This is a genomic window from Luteimonas sp. Soil_N_1 (assembly GCF_057656255.1).
The window spans coordinates 605755-624410 of the sequence record NZ_JBDGKS010000001.1 but is presented as its reverse complement, the minus strand read 5'-3'; the positions used below and the strand labels follow the sequence as shown (position 1 = coordinate 624410).

Here is an 18656-nt window from a genome sequence, read left to right as displayed (position 1 = left end):
CCGGAGGAGCCGTCGACAGTCCATTCCGGACTGACGCCAGTCCACATCACCATTTTTTGACACGCCGCGCCCGTGGCCCACTGCCTGCCCCACGGACTTATTGCGGTGCAACAAATGCTTCGATCTTCGCGTCTCGCCGCCGCCGTTCTGGCGGCCCTCGTTGTCCCCGCTGCGGTGTCGGCGCAAACGCCGGCGACCGGTGAGGCGCGCACGCTCAACACAGTCACGGTGACCGGCTCCAACATCCGCCGCGCCGAGGCCGAGGGCAGCAATCCGGTGCAGGTCATCGACGCCGAGGAACTCGCGACTTCGGGCAAGGTCACCGTCGCCGACGTGCTGCGCTCGATCTCGGCCAACACCGGCAACGCAACCAACGAGACCAGCAACAGCGGTTGGGCGTCGGGCTCGGCGGGCATCGGCCTGCGCGGGCTGTCGCAGAAGAACACGCTGGTGCTGCTCAACGGCCGGCGCCTGGCGAACTACGGCTTCCCGGCCGGCGGTCTGTCGGACACCTTCGTCAATCTCAACGCGCTGCCGCTGGTCGCGGTCGAGCGCATCGAGGTGCTCAAGGATGGCGCGTCGGCGGTCTACGGCTCCGACGCCGTCGCGGGCGTGGTCAACATCATCACCCGGCAGAATTTCCAGGGCCTGGAAGTCGGCGGCAGCTACGGCACATCGGACGAGGGCGGCCTCGACACGCGCCGCGCGCGACTGGTCGGCGGCATCGGCGATCTCGACACCGACGGCTACAACCTGCTGGTCAGCGTCGAGGCCTACGACCGCGAACGCCTCGACCAGAACCAGCGCGATCTCACCGCGTCAGGCATCTACAGCGACCTGCCCGGCGGGCGCTGGAACGGCTGGTCGGCAAAGGGCGCGCGCTTCCTCGTCGGCGGCCGCTCGGTGCCGTTCCTCGATGCCGCAGGCAACTGCCCCGAGGGCATGACGCTGACGCCGAGCGCGCCGATCGACGGCCTTGCCGGCGACACCTGCGCGATCAACCTCGCGCCCTACACCACGCTGATTCCGTCGACCGAGCGTTATCAGGCCTTCGTCAACGGCACCGTGCGCCTGACCGACGACGTCGACCTGTTCGGCGAAGCGCTGGTCAGCCAGATCCGCGGCGCGTCGATCTTCGGCTCCAGCCCGTACTTCACCCTCGAAGGCGGCCGCTTCGCGCTCAACGCGCAGACCGGTCTCGCCGAGCCGGTGTCGAACCTGCTGCCGGCCGGCAATCCCTACAACCCCTACGGCGTGCCGACGCAGATCGAATACACGTTCTTCGATCTCGGCCAGTCGCTGAAGACCAACCGCTCGGATTCGTTCCGCATCCTCGGCGGCGCACGCGGCCGCGGCGAACGCTTCGACTGGGAGTTCACCGGCTTCTTCGCCAAGAGCACCGAGGAGGAAACCGTCGCCGGCGGCTTCGCCAACCGCTGGCCGCTGGCGCAGTCCCTCGCCGATGGATCATTGAACCTGCACGAGCCGGGCGCGACCGCGCCGGCGGTGCTCGATGCGATCCGCCTGTCGACGGTGCGCGAGGCGCAGTCGTCGCTGCACGGCTTCGATTTCAAGTTCAACGGCGATCTGTTCGAACTGCCGGCCGGTCCGGTCGGCTTTGCCGCCGGCATCGAGGCGCGCACCGAATCGCTGACGTCGCGCAATCCCTGGCAGATCGACGCCGGCCTGCAGGTGCGTCCTGCGATCGCCGCGGTCGACGGCGAGCGTGACGTCGCTGCGCTCTACGCCGAGTTCAACGTGCCGATCGTCAAGGGCCTGGACCTGCAGCTCGCCGGCCGCGGGGACGACTACAGCGATTTCGGCAGCGCGTTCTCGCCCAAGGCCGGCATCCGCTGGCAGGCGCTCGACACCCTGCTGGTGCGCGCCTCGGCGTCGCGTGGGTTCCGCGCGCCGTCGCTGTCGGAGAACTCGGCCTCGACCAACATCTCCTACGGCAGCGTCGTCGATCCGTATGACCCCGACATCGCCGGCTCGCGCCAGAGCCCGACTTTCTTCACCGTCGGCAACACCGAACTCGATCCCGAGCGCACCAAGTCCTACAACGTCGGCTTCGTCGTCTCGCCGTGGGCCGATACCAGCCTGTCGCTGGACTGGTACCGCATCGAACTCGACAACCTGATCGGCACCAACAATTCGACGACGATCGTGCAGAACAACGATCCTGCCGACGTGATCCGTGACGCGCGCGGCAAGCTGGTCGCCGTCTACAACCGCTACCAGAACCTCACCGCGCTCAAGACCTCGGGCCTGGACGCGGAGTTCAACCAGACCTTCCGCACCGGCGCTGGCGATTTCAAGATCGCGAGCGTCTACACCCACGTCCTCGACTACAGCCGCCCGCAGGTCGTCGGTGGTCCGCTGGTCGACTACGCCGGCAGCAACCTCGGCCCGTCGCTGCCGCGCAACAAGCTGACCTCGCGCTTCGGCTGGTCGACCGGCGATTTCGAAACCGCGCTGACCTGGTACCGCACCGGCGGTTACGACCAGAAGGCGAGCGTCGCGGCGACCGCGGTGCAGTCGCGCGTCGATGCCTTTGATCAGCTCGATCTCTACGCCGGCTGGTCGGGCATCGACGGCCTGACGCTGTACGCCAAGGTCGACAACGTCCTGGATGAAGAACCGCCGCACGACGCGTCGTTCCCCGGCATCCGCGCGCCCTACGACTTCAGCCAGTACGACCTGCGTGGGCGGTATTTCCAGGTCGGGTTCGATTACCGCTTCTGATTGCGGCATACGACACGCCGTCATGAGACAGCCCCTCTCCCTCCGGGAGAGGGGTTGGGGTGAGGGCACCGCGCCAAGCGCCCTCATCCGCCCCTTCGGGGCACCTTCTACCCCGAGGGCACGTAGTCCCAGCGGGAGAAGGGTTCGTCCTTCTGATCTTCGCTGGAACCCGTACCCATGCCTGCACCGCGCCACTTCGCCCTGCTGCTCCTGCTGCTGTCGCTGCTACCTGCCATCGCCACCGCACAGACCGCGTACTACTTCCCCGATGCCGCGCCGGATTCGCACGACCCCGCGATCCCGACGCCCGAGCAGTTCCTCGGCTATCCGATCGGCACGCACTACACACGCCACGACCGCATCGTCGATTACCTGCGCGAACTCGAGCGGCTGTCGGACCGCGTGCATGTCGAAGAGATCGGCCGCAGCTACGAGGAACGTCCGCTGCTCAGCGTTCTGGTGACCTCGCCTGCGAACCACACACGACGCGAAGAGATCCGCGCCGCCCACGCGACGCTGGCTGACCCCGACGCGCCGGCCGTCGATCCCGCGCAGGTGCCGGTCGTCGTCGGCCTCTACTACAGCGTGCACGGCAACGAGACCTCGAGCGGCGAAGCGATGCTGCTGACCGCCTGGCATCTGGCGGCAAGCCGCGACCCGCAGATCACGCGCTGGCTCGACAACGCGGTCGTGCTGATCGATCCGGCGCAGAACCCCGACGGCCGCGACCGCGCGGCGAACTGGCACAACGCGTGGAAGTCGAATCCGGCGATCGCCGATCCGCTCGACAAGGAACACGTCGAGCCCTTCCCCAACGGTCGCAGCAACCACTACTTCACCGATCTCAACCGCGACTGGCTGGCGGTGAGCCAGCGCGAAACGCGCGCCAAGCTCGACGTGTTCCATGCGTGGCTGCCGAACATCCAGATCGATTTCCACGAAATGGGATCGGGCAGCACCTACTACTTCGAACCCTCGCCGAGCAGCATGCACAGCCCGCTGCTGCCGCAGGCCTCCTACGACTGGAACGTCACGCTCGCGCGCTATCACGCGCAGGCGCTCGACAGCCTCGGTTCGCTCTATTACACGAAGGAAAACTTCGACAACTTCTCGCCGGTCTACGGCTCGACCTATCCGGATTTCCACGGCGGCGTCGGCGTGACCGTCGAGCAGGCCAGCTCGCGCGGTCTGGTGCAGGACACCGCGAACGGCCCGCTGGAATTCCGCTTCACGATCCGCAACCAGCTGGCCGTGGGCCTGGCGACGATCCGCGGCGCGGTCGAAGAGCACGCCGGCCTGTTCCAGCTGCAGAAGGATTTCTTCCGCTCGGCGCGTGACCAGGGCCGGCGCAATACGTACTCGGCCTATGTCTTCGGCGATCCGGCGGATGCGACCACGTCGCGACGTCTGCTCGACCTGCTGCTGACCCATCGCATCCAGGTGCATGCGCTCGATGCGTCGCTGGCCGTAGACGGTCGTACCTATTCTCCCGGCAGCGCCTGGGTGGTGCCGGCCGCGCAGCCGCAGTTCCGTCTGGTGCATTCGATCTTCGAGGAGACGCCGGAGACCGGCGGCGGCGTCTACGGCAGTACCTCGTATGCGATCGCGCATGCCTACGGTCTGCGCAACGATCGCCTGCGTCGCGCGCCGCGTCTGGGCGCCGCGGTCACCGAGGTGCCTGCGCTCGACACCGGCGCGCTCGGCGACACCGCGTACGCCTGGGCGATCGACTGGCGCGATCTCGGCGCGCAGCGCGCGCTCGCCGACCTGCTCACCCGGAACGTGCGCGTGCGCACCGCGTTCTCGCCGTTCACCACGCGCACCGCAGCCGGCGAGACCGCATTCGGCGAAGGCACGCTGGTGATTCCGGTGGCCGGGCAGACGCTGGATTCGGCATCCCTGCGCACGGCGGTCGACACGGCCGCGCGCGACGCGGGCGTGGTCGCCCACGGCCTCGCCAGCGGACAGAGCGTGTCCGGTATCGATCTGGGCAGCGACGGCATCCGCCCAGTGCGCAAGCCTGCGATCGCGCTGGTCATGGGCGAAGGTGTCAACGCGACCGAGATCGGCTCGACCTGGTTCGCGCTCAGCGAACGCCTGCACTACCCGGCGACGCGACTCGATCCCGCGCAGCTCGGTCGCGTACCGCTCGGCAGCTACACCAGCATCGTGCTGGCCGGCGGCCGTTACGACGATCTGCCCGAGCCCACCGTCGCCGCGCTCAAGCGCTGGGTCGAGGCCGGTGGCTCGCTGGTGACCTTCGGCAGCGCCGCACGCTGGGCGCAGGCCAAGGGCCTGACCGGCGCCGCGCCCGCACCTGCGGCGAAGGACGCACCGGCGTCGACGGAACGTCTCGACTTCGCATCGCGCCGCGACACGCTTGCCGAGCAGCGCAGCGCCGGCAATCTGGTCTCGGTCGACGTCGACACCACGCATCCGCTGGCCTTCGGCGTGCCGCAGCGCGCGGGCTTCGTGCACAAGGAAACCGACGTGGCGCTGGCGCCGCTGGCCGATGCCTTCGCCAACGTCGTGCGCATCGACGACGACCCGCTGGTCAACGGCTATCTCGGCGCCGACCTGCGCGCCGCGCTCGCCGGCACCGTCTGGGCGCAGGTGGCGCGCGTGGGCAGCGGCAACGTGGTGCTGTTCGCCGACGATCCGGCGCATCGCAAGTACTGGCTCGGCACCGAACGCATGCTGGTCAATGCGCTGTTCTTCGCCGATCAACTCAGCCCGGCGCCGCCGCGGCGCTGAAGGAGAGTCCGCCATGCGCAGGACGCGCTTCGAGGTCGTCCCATACGGGTCCACACAGTGTGGTCCCGCATGGAACATGTCGCCGTCGCATCCGGGCGAGGATCGGCGTCATGCACACGCGTCCCTCCCCGCCCTCCGTCGCCGGTCTGCCGGCATGACCCTGACCCAGCTGCGCAGCTTCATCGCGATCGTCGACTGCGGCCACAACGTGACCCTCGCCGCGCAGCGGCTGCACGCCACGCAGTCGGGCGTGTCCAAGCAGCTGGCGCAGCTGGAAGCCGCGCTCGGCATGACCCTGTTCGTGCGCCGCGCGCGGGCGTTGACCGGTCTGACCGAAGCCGGCGCGCAGGTGCTGGCGCATGCGCGCCGGCTGCTGGCGGAGGCGACCAACATCCAGGCGCTGTCGGACAACCTGCGCCGCGAACGCCACGGCGTACTGCGCATCGCCACGACCCACACCCAAGCGCGGCACGCATTGCCGCCGGCGCTGCAGGCGCTGGAACGGGACTGGCCCGATGTCGCGGTGCACGTCGTGCCCGGCGACGACGCCGACGGCCTGCAGGCCCTGGTCGACGGCCATGTCGATCTCGCCCTGCTCAGTGGCACCGGCGCGCCGCCGGCCGACTGCATCGCGGTGCCGCTGTACCGCTGGCGTCGCCGTGTGGTGGTGCCGGTCGGACACCCTTTGTCGAACCTGCAACGCCCGTTGCGGCTCGACGATCTGACCGGGCGGCGGCTGGTGAGCTACGCGTCGAGCCAGCTGGCGAATTCGTCGCTGCAGCGCGCGTTCGCGCAGCGCGGGCTGCGGGCCGATGTCGCGGTGACGGCGCGCGATGGCGATCTGATCCAGGCCTATACCCGCGCCGGGCTGGGCATCGGCATCGTCGCGGAGATGGCGCTCGATCCGCGCGACGATCTGGTGGTGCCGTCGATCGAACCCGACCTGCTGCCGTCCTGCACCACATGGCTGCTGCTGCATCCGGCGCGCGTGCTGCGCGATTTCGGCTTCGCCCTGCTCGCCGCGCTCGCGCCGCAGCACGCGGTGGTCGATCTGCGCCGCCTGATCGCCGACGACCAGCCGCTGCCGGAACCGGCACCCGACTGGCAGGCCTGGCGTGTCGCCACCCGCATCGCGCGCCCGGTCGCGTCGACGGTCACTGCCGCCACGCGCTGACGCATCCCGCAGTCGACGGCGCGGCAGGTAGCATGCGGACATCCGCCGGCTGCCTTCCGGAATCGTCATGCGTGTCGCCCTCCGCTTCGTCTGTGTGCTGCTGGCGAGCCTCGCGCTGGCGCAGCCGCTCGCCGGTGCCGCGGCGATGACCACGGCGCCCGATCCGGCGCCGGTCGATCCCGCAGCCGCGGCCGCGACGGCTGCCGTCGATGTCGCCGACATTCCCGCGCAGGCCGATGTCGACCAGCGTCTGGCCGAGCGCATCCAGTCCGCCGCGGCGGCCGCGGGTGCGTCGACGCCGGCCGACACCTACGCCAGACGGCTGGCGGTGATCGAGACCTCGGTCGAAGACCCGTTCTGGCGCTTCACGTCCGCCGAGATGCGCACGCTGCCGATTCCACGGCTCGAGAGCCTGTCGCGGCACTGGAGCTTCCAGGCCCGGCGGCTGGCGCAGTGGCAGGACGATCTGCGCCAGAGCACCACGCACCAGGCCGGCGACGCCGCCGGGCTGGCCGCACGCCGCGCCGCGTGGGAAACCACCGCGGCCGCCGGCCAGGAACTGCCGGTCGCCCTGCGCCAGCGGGTGGACGAGGTCGTCATCGAACTCGCCCAGGCCGAGGCTGCGCTGTCGGATCCACTCGCGCGGTTGATCGCACTCGGCCGCCGGGGCAACGCGGTGGATGCCGGCATCGCGACCGCGCGCAGCCGGGTCGACGATGCGATCGCCGCCTACGACATCAGCCTGATGCGCGTCGACGCGCCGCCGCTGTGGCGCCTGGACGCGAAGGCCCTGGCGCCGACTGCCGGCACCGGCGACGTGATCCGCAGCGGCCTGGAAATCGAATCGCGCTTCGCCGCCGAATACGCGCAGGGCGATGCGATCAGCGGCCTGCGTGCCCTGCAGACCCTACTGGTCTGTTCGCTGCCGCTGCTGCTGTGGCTGGCCTGGCGCAGCCGCAGACCAATCAGGGCCGGCGAGATCAGCCACACCGAAGCGACCGTGCTGTCGCGCCCCATCTCGTGCTGGCTGCTGCTGGTGGTGATCGGCGTGTTCGCGTTCCAGCCCGACGCGCCGATGCTGACCCACCAGCTCGCGCTGCTCGCTGCGGTGGTGCCGGTGCTGCGCCTGCTGCCGGCCTCGCGGCGACGCCTGCTAGGCCTGGCGCCGTATGTGGCGAGCGCGCTGTTCCTGCTGCTGCGGCTGGGCTTCGTGTTCCTGTCGAGCGCGTCCGCGTATCGCCTCTACATGCTCGGGCTGACCTGCATCGGACTGGCCGCGGCCGGCTGGCTGCTGTGGCGCGCGCACCGCCATGACCACGCCACGCACACCGGGCGCATCGGCCAGGTGTTGCGCGCGGCCGTGGTGGTCGGCGCGTTCCTGCTGGCGGTCTCGCTGGTCGCCAACGCCTTCGGCAACGTGTCGCTGGCCGAAACCCTGACCGGCGGCGTCATCGACAGCCTGTATTTCGCATTGCTGCTCGGCGCCGGCCTGACCGTGGTCGCGACGTGGATCCAGCTGCTGCTCAAGCGGCCGGGCGTGTCGCGCTTCCGGCTGGCGCGCGACCACGCCGGCCCCGCGGTGCAGATGCTGCTGAACCTGCTGATGGTCGCCGCGATCGTCGGCTGGATCGTCTACGCGCTCGACCGCTTCCGCGTGCTGACGCCGGTGCACGCCTCGCTGTCGGCGCTGCTGGGCTACAGCTGGGCGCTGGGCGATCTGCGCCTGAGCCTGGGCCACGTGCTGCTGTTCGCGCTGACGGTGGTGATCGCGTTCTGGCTGGCGAAGACGGTGCGGCTGATCCTCGACGGCGAAGTGCTGTCGCGGATGTCGCTGCCGCACGGCGTCGCCAACAGCATCGCCTCGCTCAGCTATTACGCGGTGCTGCTGCTGGGTCTGGTCGGTGCGCTGTCGGCGGCCGGCTTCAAGGCCAGCCAGCTGACCTTCGTACTCGGCGCGCTGGGCGTCGGCGTCGGCCTCGGCCTGCAGAACGTGGTCAACAACTTCGTCTCCGGCCTGGTGCTGATCTTCGAGCGGCCGTTCCAGCCCGGCGACGTGGTCGAAGTCGGCGGCACCACCGGCCGCGTGGTCGACATCGGCATGCGCGCGACCCGGGTCGCGACTTTCGACGGCGCCAATGTCGTGGTGCCCAACGGCCAGCTGATCTCGCAGCAGCTGGTCAACTGGACCCTGCGCGACCGCAGCCGTCGGCTGGAAGTGCGCATCGGCGTGGCCTACGGCAGCGCGCCAAGCGATGTGGAAGCGGTGCTGGCGGAGGTGGCGGCCGCTACGCCCGGCGTGGTCACGTCACCGGCGCCAGTGGTGCTGTTCGACGGCCTGGGCAGCGTGGCGATGGAGTTCGTCGTCCGCGCCTGGACCCACGAGTACGAGGACGCCGGCACGATCCGCAGTGCCCTCGTCGGCCGGCTTTACGACGCCCTGCTCGCGCGCGGCATCGGCCTGGCGCACGCGGCGGCGACGGTCTATCCGCCGCCACCGCCGGCGCCCGAAGGCCCCTGACCGCAGCGCCGCGTCAGCGGCAGTTGGACGCGTCGACGCCGCGGATCGATTCGATGCGGCCGTTGCCGGTCGCCACGTGCACGCACTCGCGCGAGCGCGCGTTCCACCAGGTCACGACGGAGCGGCCATCGCGCTGCTGGGCGTCGCGATCGGTGAAGCCGCGCGCGCGCAGCTCGGTGTCGGCGCCGGCCGCGCGTGCGCCGACCAGATCGTCGAGCCGGACGCTGCCCGAGCCATCCGAGTCGCCCGACTGCCACGGCACCTGCGCCGAACGCTCGCGCATGCCGGCGCCGTAGCCGTCGCTGTAGGCGCCCCGGTCGGAATCGGCGCGGTAGCCATGCAGGGCGTCGCGGTAGCCGCGTTCGTAATCGGCCTCGTGGCGCGGATCGTCGGCGTGGTCGCCGTCATCGTGGTGATGCGCGTGGTGGGCGAGCGCGGCGATGCCGAGGATCGCGGCAGCGGCCACTGCGACCTTGGCGCCGTCACTCATCCCTTCTTTCTCGGCGCCGGCCTGCTGTCCGCAGTCGGGCGCCGGCGCGGTCACGATCGAGGCCACCCGGCCGCGATCGCTGCGCACCATCACGCACCGCCCGTCGCGCGCGTTCCACCAGCTGCCGTAATCGCCCGAGCCCGACTGCCGCGCATAGCCGCGCGCGCCCAGCGTGCGCGACGCGGCGCGGTCGTCGAGGCCCTGGACATCACCCAGGCCGGGCGCGGGGTCCTGCGCGGACACCAGCGCCGGCGCGCACAGGGCGGACAACGAAAGCGTGGCAGCGGCCAGAACGCTGCGGCGGATGAGGCTCATGGCGGATCTCCGGAAGGGCCGGCCGGGCTGGCCGCGCTCGACGCAGCGTGCGCCCGAATCCGTTCATGTTGTGTGCCGACGTGCATCTTTTTCGCGTGACGGCACCCTCGCGTCCCTGGTCACTGTCCGAACGCGGCCGACCCGCGGTGACCGGGGTCGTTCAGTCCAGCCGGCTGTCCCGGAACGTCGAATCTGAAGCGGCACCGCGCCGGGGTCCGAATGCCGATATCCAGCGGGCACGCTCCCGGCCGCACGCACCCCGTCCCGGGGGTCTTCAGGGGCTGCAGACAGCAACGCAGGACCTGCAGAGACCGGAAAAAAACGCACGCCGGGGCTTGCCCTTCGCACCCCGATCTGCATCTGCAATGCCCGCCAAAGGGCTTGACGAACGGGGATTCCCGCCCTCAAGCGGCCTGCCGCATCTTCACTACATTTAGCGTTGACGCTGCCGACCCACCCCACTATCTTGGGTCCTGTCGGTTTCACGACCCCCAACAGGTCGTGGATTAAAACGGGAAGCCGGTGACGCCTTGCGCCACTCCGGCACTGCCCCGCAGCGGTAATTGGGAAGACGCCCGCCACGCCACGGAGCAATCCGCGACGCGACGGGTCCGGAACAGGCCACGGCCTGTCCGCCCATGAGTCCGAGGCCCTGCCGACAGCCGCGCGAGAGCACGACGCGCGGTGCCGGCTGTGGGTGTTCCGGGGATGGAGGTGCGGTGTGGGAACGCGATGGCGCACTGCGCCGATCGCACGACCTGCGACGCCTTCCAACCACCTTGGGACACCCGCAGCCGCCGGACCGACGCGGGTGGGCCGGGGGCGTGCGCGAATGCACTGGACAAGAGAGGACGCATGACCAGCCACGACACCGTCACGACCGACGCACCGGCCGCCGCAGACGCCACCCCGACCACCCTGCCGAACACCGCGACACCCTCCACTTCTGTTGCGCCGCCCGCCGTCGAGCCCGACGACGTGGTGCCGCCGCCCCCGAGCGCCGCCATGCACACCGCTATTGCCGAGATTGCCGACGTCGATGCCGACGTCTCCACCTGGATCACCAAGGAAGCCGGCAACCGCCGGATTCCGTACGACCGTGCGCGCCTGGAGCGCAGCATCGACCGCACCCATGCCGAGTTCCCGCAGCTCGACATCGTCGACTACAAGCGCAGCGTGTTCGGCTTCGTCGAGCGCAAGGACGCGGTCAACGCCGACGATCTGGTCGACCATCTGATCCGCGAGGCCGAAGCCCGCGTCGATGTCACCGCGCCGGAGTGGGAGTTCTTCGCTGCCCGCCTGTACCTGCACCGCCTGTACAAGCGCGCCAGCCGCAACCGCTTCTACGATGCCGAGCAGAAGTACGGCTCCTACGTCGGCCTGCAGGAATCGTTGGCCGACCGCACCATCTATTCCAACGACATCCTGCGCGCCTATTCCAAGGAAGAGCTGCAGGAAGCCGGCCGCATGATCGAGCCCGAGCGCGACAGGCTGTTCGCCTACAACGGCCTGTACCTGCTGGCCACGCGCTACCTCGCCACCGATACCTCGCGCGCCGTGTTCGAGCTGCCGCAGGAGCGCTGGCTGACCATCGCCCTGTACCTGATGCAGAACGAGACCAAGGGCGGCCGCGAGCGCCGCATGCAGCTCGTCGGCGAGGCCTACTGGGCGCTGTCGAACCTGTACATGACCGTCGCCACGCCGACGCTGCAGAACGCCGGCAAGGTGGGCGGCCAGCTGTCGTCGTGCTTCATCGACACCGTCGACGATTCGCTGCAGGGCATCTACGACTCCAACACCGACATCGCCCGCGTCTCCAAGGGCGGCGGCGGCGTGGGCGCGTACATGGGCTACGTGCGCTCGTCGGGTTCGGCCATCCGCGGCGTGCCCAATTCCTCGGGCGGCGTGGTGCCGTGGATCAAGCAGCTCAACAACACCGCCGTGTCGGTGGACCAGCTGGGCCAGCGCAAGGGCGCGGTCGCGGTCTACCTCGACATCTGGCACCGCGACATCGAGAACTTCCTCGACCTGCGCCTCAACAACGGCGACCAGCGCCTGCGCGCGCACGACGTGTTCACCTCGATCTGCATCCCCGACATCTTCATGGAAGCCGTCGAGCGTCGCGGCGACTGGTACCTGTTCGACCCGCACGAGGTCCACAAGATCAAGGGCTGGCACCTGCAGGATTTCTTCGACGAGAAGAAGGGTGACCCGAACGGCAGCTTCCGCCGCAAGTACGAGGAAGTCGTCGCCGACGAGCGCATCTCGCGCAAGACCGTCAAGGCGATCGACATCTTCAAGCGCGTGATGGTGAGCCAGCTCGAAACCGGCAACCCCTTCATGTTCTACCGCGACGAAGTGAACCGGAAGAACCCGAACAAGCACGTCGGCCGCGTGTACTCGTCGAATCTCTGCACCGAGATCCTGCAGAACATGAGCCCGACGAAGATGATGCAGGAGATCATCTCCGGCAATCAGATCGTCACCACCAAGCAGGCCGGCGACTTCGTCGTCTGCAACCTGTCGTCGGTGAACCTGGGCCGCGCGGTCATGCCGCAGGCCGGCCAGAGCGATCTGATCACCGACGTGCTCGAGCGCCTGATCCCGATCCAGGTGCGCATGCTCGACAACGTGATCGATCTCAACATGCTGCCCGTGCCGCAGGCCACGATCACCAACCAGAAGTACCGGGCGATCGGTCTGGGCACCTTCGGCTGGCACCACCTGCTGGCGCAGAAGGGCATCCAGTGGAACGACGCGCAAGCCGAGGACTTCAGCGACTCGCTGTATGAGCGCATCAACTTCCTGACCGTGCAGGCCTCCATGGAACTCGCGAAGGAAAAGGGCGCCTACCCGGTGTTCGCCGGCAGCGACTGGCACACCGGCGCGTACTTCAGCGACCGCAGCTACAACTCGCCCGAGTGGATGGATCTGGCCGCGCAGGTCGGCGTCAACGGCATGCGCAACGGCTGGCTGATGGCGGTCGCGCCGAACATGTCCACCGCGCAGATCGCCGGCTCCACCGCGTCGATCGACCCGATCTACTCCGCGTTCTATTACGAGGAGAAGAAGGACTACCGTCGTCCGGTCGCCGCGCCGGGCCTGTCGCTCGAGACCTGGCCCTACTACGAGAAGGGCGCCTACAAGGTCGACCAGTTCGCCTCGGTGCGCCAGAACGCGCGTCGCCAGCGCCACGTCGACCAAGCGATCAGCTTCAACTTCTACGTGCCCAGCACTATCCCCGCCCGCACCCTGCTCGACCTGCACATGACCGCGTGGAATCTCGGCATGAAGACCACGTACTACGTGCGTTCGAACGATATCGATATCGCCGAGTGCGAGTGGTGTTCGAGCTGAGGTAGAGCTTCTCGACAGGGCTCGGAGTCGTTTTTCGGCCGATCGCGTTGAGCACGCGCGCGGTCGATCCCCGGAAACACGACTCCGACCCCGTCCGCGCGGTGCTGCACCGCGCGACGCTTCGAAAGCCGGCACTCGCGTGATCCCGCATCGCGCGCACTTCAAGAAACAGCAGGGGTCAGAGTCACTTTCCGAACCGACCCCACCGACCTTCCGGCGCGTCTGCGTGCCGGAAAGTGACTCCGACCCCGTCGCGCGATCCATCTCCGCGCGAGACTTCAGACACGAGATTCCGCACATGGCCGCCACGTCCACTCCGCTCGACCGCATCAAGATCCTCGAGCCGCGTCATCCCAACCGCTCGACCGGCATCATCAACGGCCAGACCAGCGGCATCCTCAACTGGAACGACATTCCCTATCCGTCGTTCTATCGCGCCTACAAGGAACTCTCGACCAACTTCTGGATTCCGGACGAGGTCGACATGAAGGGCGACGCCAAGCAGTACGGCGAGCTCTCGGCGCGCGAGAAGAACGCCTACGATTCGATCATCGGCCTGCTGGCCACGCTGGATTCGCCGCAGACGCGCTACATCTACAACGTCGCCGAATACATCACCGACCCGGCCGCGCACGCCAACGCCGCGATCATCGGCCAGCAGGAAGTGATCCACAACGAGAGCTACAGCTACGTGCTGGCCTCGATCACCGGCCTCGCCGATCAGAACCGCGTGTTCGAACTCGCGCGCACGCATCCCACGATCATCGCGCGCAACCAGCCGATCATGGACTCGTACAACGACTTCATGCGCGAGCGCTCGGCCGAAACGCTGATCCGCTCGCTGGTGCAGTCGTCGATCCTCGAAGGCATCAACTTCTATTCCGGCTTCGCGTACTTCTACAACCTGGTCCGCCAGAACCGGATGACCGGCACCGGAAAGATCATCAGCTTCATCAACCGCGACGAACTGGCGCACAGCAAGTTCATCAGCGAACTGATCCGCGCCATCGTCGGCGAGAACCAGACGCTGCAGGGCGACCAGCTCACCCAGTACGTGCACGACGCGTTCGAACACGCGATCGAACTCGAGACCCGCTGGACCGCCGAAGTGCTCGACGGCATCGACGGCATCGACGTCGACGAAATGGTCCGCTACGTGAAATACCGCGCCAACAAGATGGCCGGCATGCTGGGCATCGAGAAGCTGTATTCCGACACCACCGACAACGTGATGCCGTGGATCAAGGCCTACGCAGACAACTTCACCGAAACCAAGACCGACTTCTTCGAGATGCGGAATGCGTCGTACAAGAAGACGAACTCGGATAACGGGTTTGATGATCTGTAGTCCGTACTAAGACCATCTACCCGCTTTTGACGAGCAGTCGATTTTGGAAAGGACGCCGCAAGAATGAACATCGAACTCAAGGATCTCGGCGGCCTCAGCAAACCTTTGACAAGACTTATTGAGGTTATTTCGGCCGGAGTTGGAGCTGTCGCACGTCCATACCTTGTCCGCAAAAATGCGGATGCGAAAGCATATGCGGTGAGATCGATTGCCAACGCCCTTGGGGATGTAGCGGAGCAGCACCGCTTGCCGGTTGTAGTAAAGGACGAGGGGATAGAGATGTGGCAGCGGCCAGACGACAGAACGCTGCGACTGGACCTTGTTTCTCAGGAAGATCGCACCCAAGCCCGCGCCGAGTATCAAGAGCGTAAGCGCCAAAGCAATGTAGAGCAGATTACTTCGGCTGCCGCAGCTGAATTAGCTGGGGACGAGTCGGTGCCAGATGACGCACCAAACGAGGACTGGGTCGCACGCTTTTTCTCCGCAGCCCAAGATGTTTCCTCTGATCAAATGCAGGAACTCTGGGGTCGGATCTTGGCCGGTGAAATTCGTCGCCCAGGTAGCTTCTCTCTTCGAACCCTAGATTTTGTTCGCAACATCACCAAGTCGGATGCGGAGCTTCTTGAGAAGATGGTCAACATGGCCGTCACACTCGGTGATACGGCTATGGTTCCAATTCTTGATCAGGCGTGGATGGAAGAAGAACGCCAATTAGTGGAAGCCGACCTTTTCGCTCTCAGCGAGCTTGGCGCCATGTTCCCGACCACTCTGGCTCTCAACAACTTCAGAAATGGAGCACCCGGCAGCGTACTTCTTGTTTCCGGCAAAAAGATTCTGATGGTGGACATGGCTGCGCCGGCACAGGAAGTACAGATACAGATCTGGAAGTTCACGCAAGTTGGTCGCGAAGTCATTGAGCTGATTGCCCCTGATGGCGATCGAGAGCACCTTGAGAAGGTTGGCCGGCATTACGCCGACCGAGGTGCATCAGTGCGGCTTGCCGAAATAGTGGAACGCTTGCCCGATGGAAACTATCGCTTTCACTCTCCGGTTGATATCGCCAAGACTGAAACTGCCGGTGGAAGCTAAAGCAGAAGAAGAGTTTCGGTTCTACCAATCGCTTTTGCGATCTGCTGATTTGCTTATCGAGTAGAGCTTGACCCCATGCGCATCCTCCTCGCCCACACATCGCTCAGCGGCAATACCCGCGATGTCGCGCGTGCGATCTGCGCGCGGTGCGAGGAACTGGGCCATGCCGTCACCTGGATCGATGCCGATATCCAGACGCTCGCCAAGGTCTGCCCCGATGGCGCCGAACACGATCTCTACGTGCTGGGCAGCTGGAGCATCAACGCCGGGCGCACGCCGCCGGAGATGAAGCGTTTCATCGAAGATCTCGTCGCCGCGGTCGGCAAGCCGGAACATGTCGCGGTGTTCGGTACCGGCGAGACGCAGTGGGGCGAAGAGAACTACTGCGGTGCGGCCAGGCGCATGGCCGCGTTCTTCGGCACGCGGTATCCGCGGCTGGAGATCGAACAGATGCCCCACGGCGAACACGACTCCAACAAGATCCAATGCTGGACCGACACCATTCTTGCCATCACTGAAACACCGTTCGAGACCACCCCCCATGCAGACGCTCCACGCCACCACCCCTGACGATTACGCCGCAGCACTGGCCGCGCATCCGCGCCTGCTCGTCGACTACTACAAGGATGATTGCCCAGGCTGCAAGATGCTCGACATGTCGCTGGCCAAGTTCGCCGCCTCGCCCGATGCCGAAGGCGTCGCGCTGCTGAAGGTGAAAATGGAAGTCATCGGCGAAGACTTCTTCCGCGATCTCGGCCTGCGTCAGACGCCGACGCTCGCGCTGTTCAAGGACGGCACCGAGGCCGCGCGTCTGCCGGGCTTCCAGGCGCCGGGCCAGATCTCGCAGGCGGTCTCGATCAACCTCTGACGGGCCAACGCCGTCACCACCGCGCGCAGACTGCGCGCGGCAGTACACCTCAGCGGTCGAGTGGCCGCAGTCCGATGCGCTCGCCGGACAGACGCGTCAGGCCGAGTGCGCCGTCCGACAGGTCCAGACAGGGCTGGACGGTCTCCGGTGCCGGCTCGAGGCACCAGCGATCGCCCTGCTGCACCAGGCGGCCTTCGTACTCCTCGACCAGGGCCGGCGGGGTGTGGAGTGCATACAGCACCACCAGCCGTGCGCTGGCGTCGGGGCGGATCTGCAGCGACACGCTCTGCTGCAGTTCACCGATCCGGCCGGCATAGGCGCCATCGGCGGGCCGCGCGGCAACGGCGGATTCGGGGGCAGTCACGGGGGCGTTCTCCGGTTGGGCACGCGGTGTGGCGTCAAGCGTCGTGGCGCAGGCCGCGCAGGCCCACAGACTCGACAGCACCAGCAGCAGACGGGATGGGGTTCGCATGCGGATGATCGTGTGGGGTGGCCCGACGCCCGTCAACATGTCGGCACGCCGGTCGTGATCGGGTCGCATCAGCCCTGTCCCGTCATGCCATCCAGGATCTCGAAGCGCTCGGGGAAGCGCGTGCGTGCCGCCGCCTCCTCCGATGTGCCGATGACCGACAGGTAGAGCTTGTAGGTTTCGGCGAAGTCCTCCAGCGGCGAGTTGCGCGCGTAGTCGGACACCACGTCGCCATCCGACGCGACGGCCGCGTTCCAGGTCGCCCAGTCATCGTCGCTGAAGTCACGCAGGCTGACGATGTGGCCCACCTCGTGCAGCAGGCTGCCGTTGAGCCAGTCCTGCGTCTGCGCATCCTCGGGCGGCATCGGGTAGATCGACACGATGCCCTCGGCGCCGGCGGTCATGTACGAGCGGAAGCCCGGGCTGTTGTATTCGACTTCCCAGTGCGCGTCTTCCGGATTGCGGTCGGCGTTCACGTCGAGACGTTCGATCTGCGCGCGTGCATGCGGTGGCATCGACACCAGACCGGCGGCGACCTGGTCGAGGCTGTGATAGCTCAACGCCGGATCGGTCTGGACCGGCAGGTAGACGGGCGTGGTGACCCCGTCGATGGTCACGTCGAAGCGCGTCGCGTCGGCGGCGCCCGAATGGAAGGGGTGGGCCGTGACCGATTCGACATCGGTGATGGTGTAGTCGCCGTTGCGCATCGCGGTGACCACCGCCTCACGCGTGTCCGCCGGCAGTGCCTCGAACGCCGGCTCCGCTTCTAGCTGGCGCACGCGCACGTCGATGACCACCTCGCGCAACGCGGCCATATCGGTCTGGTACTGCGCCATCGCCATGGTGTGCTCGGCCCGGGCGGTCCCCGACGGCAACGCGGCGTAATCCGACAGCTTCGGTGGCTCGGCACCGGCCAGCGCGGCTTCGGCCATTTCGAGGATCCGCGCATCGCGTGCGTCGTGGCGCGCGCCGAGAATCTGCTGCTTGTCCTCGTCCGGCAGCTGCCGCGGCAGATCGGCGATGCCGGCCTCCGGCAGCGCCTCGATCGCCTCCAGGGTCTGCCGTGGCGATGTGGCATCCGCAGCAGGCGCCGGCGGCGTGGCGTCCTGCTGGACCGGCTGTGACGCATCCGCCTGCGGGGGCGTGGTGACGGCCGTGCCGGCCGGCAGCACATCGAACGGCGTGAGCCCCGGATTGAGCTGCTGCAGCACCGGCTCGGCGATCTGCATGCGCGCGGCCACGTCGGCGAGGCGCTCGCCCTGTTGCGACACGGTCGACGCCGGAGGCGGTGTCTCGACCCGCGCGCGCAGCACGGCCATCAGGGGCAACGCACCGTCGATCCGGTTCATGGCGACTCTCGCTCTGGCGTCCAGCTCACACGGTAGCCATGAACGGCAGCGCTGCGTCCCCGTGACGACCCTAGGTGCGGCCGCCATAATTCAGCATCCGTTTCCCCCATTCCGCAGGCCGCGCCGTCGCGTGCACGCCTGTGTGCGGACCCTCGCGGTCCGCCGTCACTCCGGAGCAAG

At 67.5% G+C, this 18656-nt stretch carries 12 protein-coding genes and 1 riboswitch; of the genes, 9 read left to right on the top strand and 3 right to left on the bottom strand.

Going from position 1 to position 18656, the window contains the following annotated elements; translation table 11 throughout:
- The first annotated feature begins 114 nt into the window (after nt 1-114).
- The 4 genes from AC3A4E_RS02845 (at nt 115) to AC3A4E_RS02830 (ending at nt 9191) form a co-directional block, all read left to right on the top strand.
- A complete protein-coding gene (locus AC3A4E_RS02845; protein WP_487630060.1) occupies nt 115-2745 on the top strand; it encodes a TonB-dependent receptor plug domain-containing protein in 2631 nt (876 codons plus the stop codon).
- A 177-nt stretch (nt 2746-2922) separates the two neighbouring features.
- Entirely contained in the window at nt 2923-5499 is a 2577-nt protein-coding gene (locus AC3A4E_RS02840; RefSeq protein ID WP_487630059.1) for a M14 family zinc carboxypeptidase, read from the top strand.
- A 154-nt stretch (nt 5500-5653) separates the two neighbouring features.
- Nucleotides 5654-6673 carry a LysR substrate-binding domain-containing protein gene (locus AC3A4E_RS02835; RefSeq protein ID WP_487630058.1) on the top strand — a complete coding sequence of 340 codons (1020 nt, stop codon included), beginning with the start codon at nt 5654-5656 and terminating at the stop codon, nt 6671-6673.
- A gap of 67 nt (nt 6674-6740) precedes the next feature.
- Nucleotides 6741-9191, top strand: a complete 2451-nt coding sequence (locus tag AC3A4E_RS02830; RefSeq protein WP_487630057.1) for a mechanosensitive ion channel domain-containing protein — start codon at nt 6741-6743, stop codon at nt 9189-9191.
- A gap of 13 nt (nt 9192-9204) precedes the next feature.
- Here AC3A4E_RS02830 and AC3A4E_RS02825 read toward each other — a convergent pair whose 3' ends face one another.
- The gene (locus AC3A4E_RS02825) at nt 9205-9996 is read right to left on the bottom strand and encodes a hypothetical protein (protein WP_487630056.1); all 792 of its coding nucleotides are present in this window, start codon (nt 9994-9996) and stop codon (nt 9205-9207) included.
- Between the two features lie 460 nt (nt 9997-10456).
- A riboswitch (cobalamin riboswitch) is annotated at nt 10457-10670 on the top strand.
- 181 nt (nt 10671-10851) lie between these two features.
- On the opposite strand from AC3A4E_RS02825, the gene AC3A4E_RS02820 reads away from it, so the two are divergent.
- The 5 genes from AC3A4E_RS02820 (at nt 10852) to AC3A4E_RS02800 (ending at nt 16658) form a co-directional block, all read left to right on the top strand.
- Complete coding sequence (locus AC3A4E_RS02820) at nt 10852-13353, top strand: ribonucleoside-diphosphate reductase subunit alpha (protein ID WP_487630055.1); 2502 nt, start codon at nt 10852-10854, stop codon at nt 13351-13353.
- A gap of 298 nt (nt 13354-13651) precedes the next feature.
- The gene (locus tag AC3A4E_RS02815; protein ID WP_487630054.1) at nt 13652-14701 is read left to right on the top strand and encodes a ribonucleotide-diphosphate reductase subunit beta; all 1050 of its coding nucleotides are present in this window, start codon (nt 13652-13654) and stop codon (nt 14699-14701) included.
- Nucleotides 14702-14764: 63 nt separating this feature from the next.
- Complete coding sequence (locus AC3A4E_RS02810; RefSeq protein ID WP_487630053.1) at nt 14765-15790, top strand: DUF2806 domain-containing protein; 1026 nt, start codon at nt 14765-14767, stop codon at nt 15788-15790.
- A gap of 75 nt (nt 15791-15865) precedes the next feature.
- Nucleotides 15866-16360 (top strand): flavodoxin, encoded by a 495-nt coding sequence (locus tag AC3A4E_RS02805; RefSeq protein ID WP_487630052.1) that lies wholly within the window; start codon nt 15866-15868, stop codon nt 16358-16360.
- A complete protein-coding gene (locus AC3A4E_RS02800; RefSeq protein ID WP_487630051.1) occupies nt 16332-16658 on the top strand; it encodes a thioredoxin family protein in 327 nt (108 codons plus the stop codon). Before AC3A4E_RS02805 ends, AC3A4E_RS02800 begins: the two co-directional genes overlap by 29 nt.
- 49 nt (nt 16659-16707) lie before the next feature.
- Here the strand turns inward: AC3A4E_RS02800 and AC3A4E_RS02795 are convergent, their stop codons facing one another.
- Together AC3A4E_RS02795 and AC3A4E_RS02790 are read right to left on the bottom strand one after the other, a co-directional pair.
- Nucleotides 16708-17130: a hypothetical protein gene (locus AC3A4E_RS02795; RefSeq protein WP_487630050.1), complete on the bottom strand. Its 423-nt coding sequence runs from the start codon at nt 17128-17130 to the stop codon at nt 16708-16710.
- A gap of 68 nt (nt 17131-17198) precedes the next feature.
- On the bottom strand, nt 17199-18476 hold the full coding sequence (locus AC3A4E_RS02790) for a hypothetical protein (RefSeq protein ID WP_487630049.1): 1278 nt from the start codon (nt 18474-18476) through the stop codon (nt 17199-17201).
- Nucleotides 18477-18656 lie beyond the last annotated feature (180 nt).

What these genes read in the sequence shown, in the direction of transcription:
- AC3A4E_RS02820 (WP_487630055.1), top strand. Translation starts at nt 10,852, where the DNA reads ATGACCAGCCACGACACCGTCACGACCGACGCACCGGCCGCCGCAGAC.
- AC3A4E_RS02795 (WP_487630050.1), bottom strand. Translation starts at nt 17,130, where the DNA reads ATGCGAACCCCATCCCGTCTGCTGCTGGTGCTGTCGAGTCTGTGGGCC.
- AC3A4E_RS02840 (WP_487630059.1), top strand. Translation starts at nt 2,923, where the DNA reads ATGCCTGCACCGCGCCACTTCGCCCTGCTGCTCCTGCTGCTGTCGCTG.
- AC3A4E_RS02815 (WP_487630054.1), top strand. Translation starts at nt 13,652, where the DNA reads ATGGCCGCCACGTCCACTCCGCTCGACCGCATCAAGATCCTCGAGCCG.
- AC3A4E_RS02800 (WP_487630051.1), top strand. Translation starts at nt 16,332, where the DNA reads ATGCAGACGCTCCACGCCACCACCCCTGACGATTACGCCGCAGCACTG.
- AC3A4E_RS02805 (WP_487630052.1), top strand. Translation starts at nt 15,866, where the DNA reads ATGCGCATCCTCCTCGCCCACACATCGCTCAGCGGCAATACCCGCGAT.
- AC3A4E_RS02810 (WP_487630053.1), top strand. Translation starts at nt 14,765, where the DNA reads ATGAACATCGAACTCAAGGATCTCGGCGGCCTCAGCAAACCTTTGACA.
- AC3A4E_RS02830 (WP_487630057.1), top strand. Translation starts at nt 6,741, where the DNA reads ATGCGTGTCGCCCTCCGCTTCGTCTGTGTGCTGCTGGCGAGCCTCGCG.
- AC3A4E_RS02825 (WP_487630056.1), bottom strand. Translation starts at nt 9,996, where the DNA reads ATGAGCCTCATCCGCCGCAGCGTTCTGGCCGCTGCCACGCTTTCGTTG.
- AC3A4E_RS02790 (WP_487630049.1), bottom strand. Translation starts at nt 18,476, where the DNA reads ATGAACCGGATCGACGGTGCGTTGCCCCTGATGGCCGTGCTGCGCGCG.
- AC3A4E_RS02835 (WP_487630058.1), top strand. Translation starts at nt 5,654, where the DNA reads ATGACCCTGACCCAGCTGCGCAGCTTCATCGCGATCGTCGACTGCGGC.
- AC3A4E_RS02845 (WP_487630060.1), top strand. Translation starts at nt 115, where the DNA reads ATGCTTCGATCTTCGCGTCTCGCCGCCGCCGTTCTGGCGGCCCTCGTT.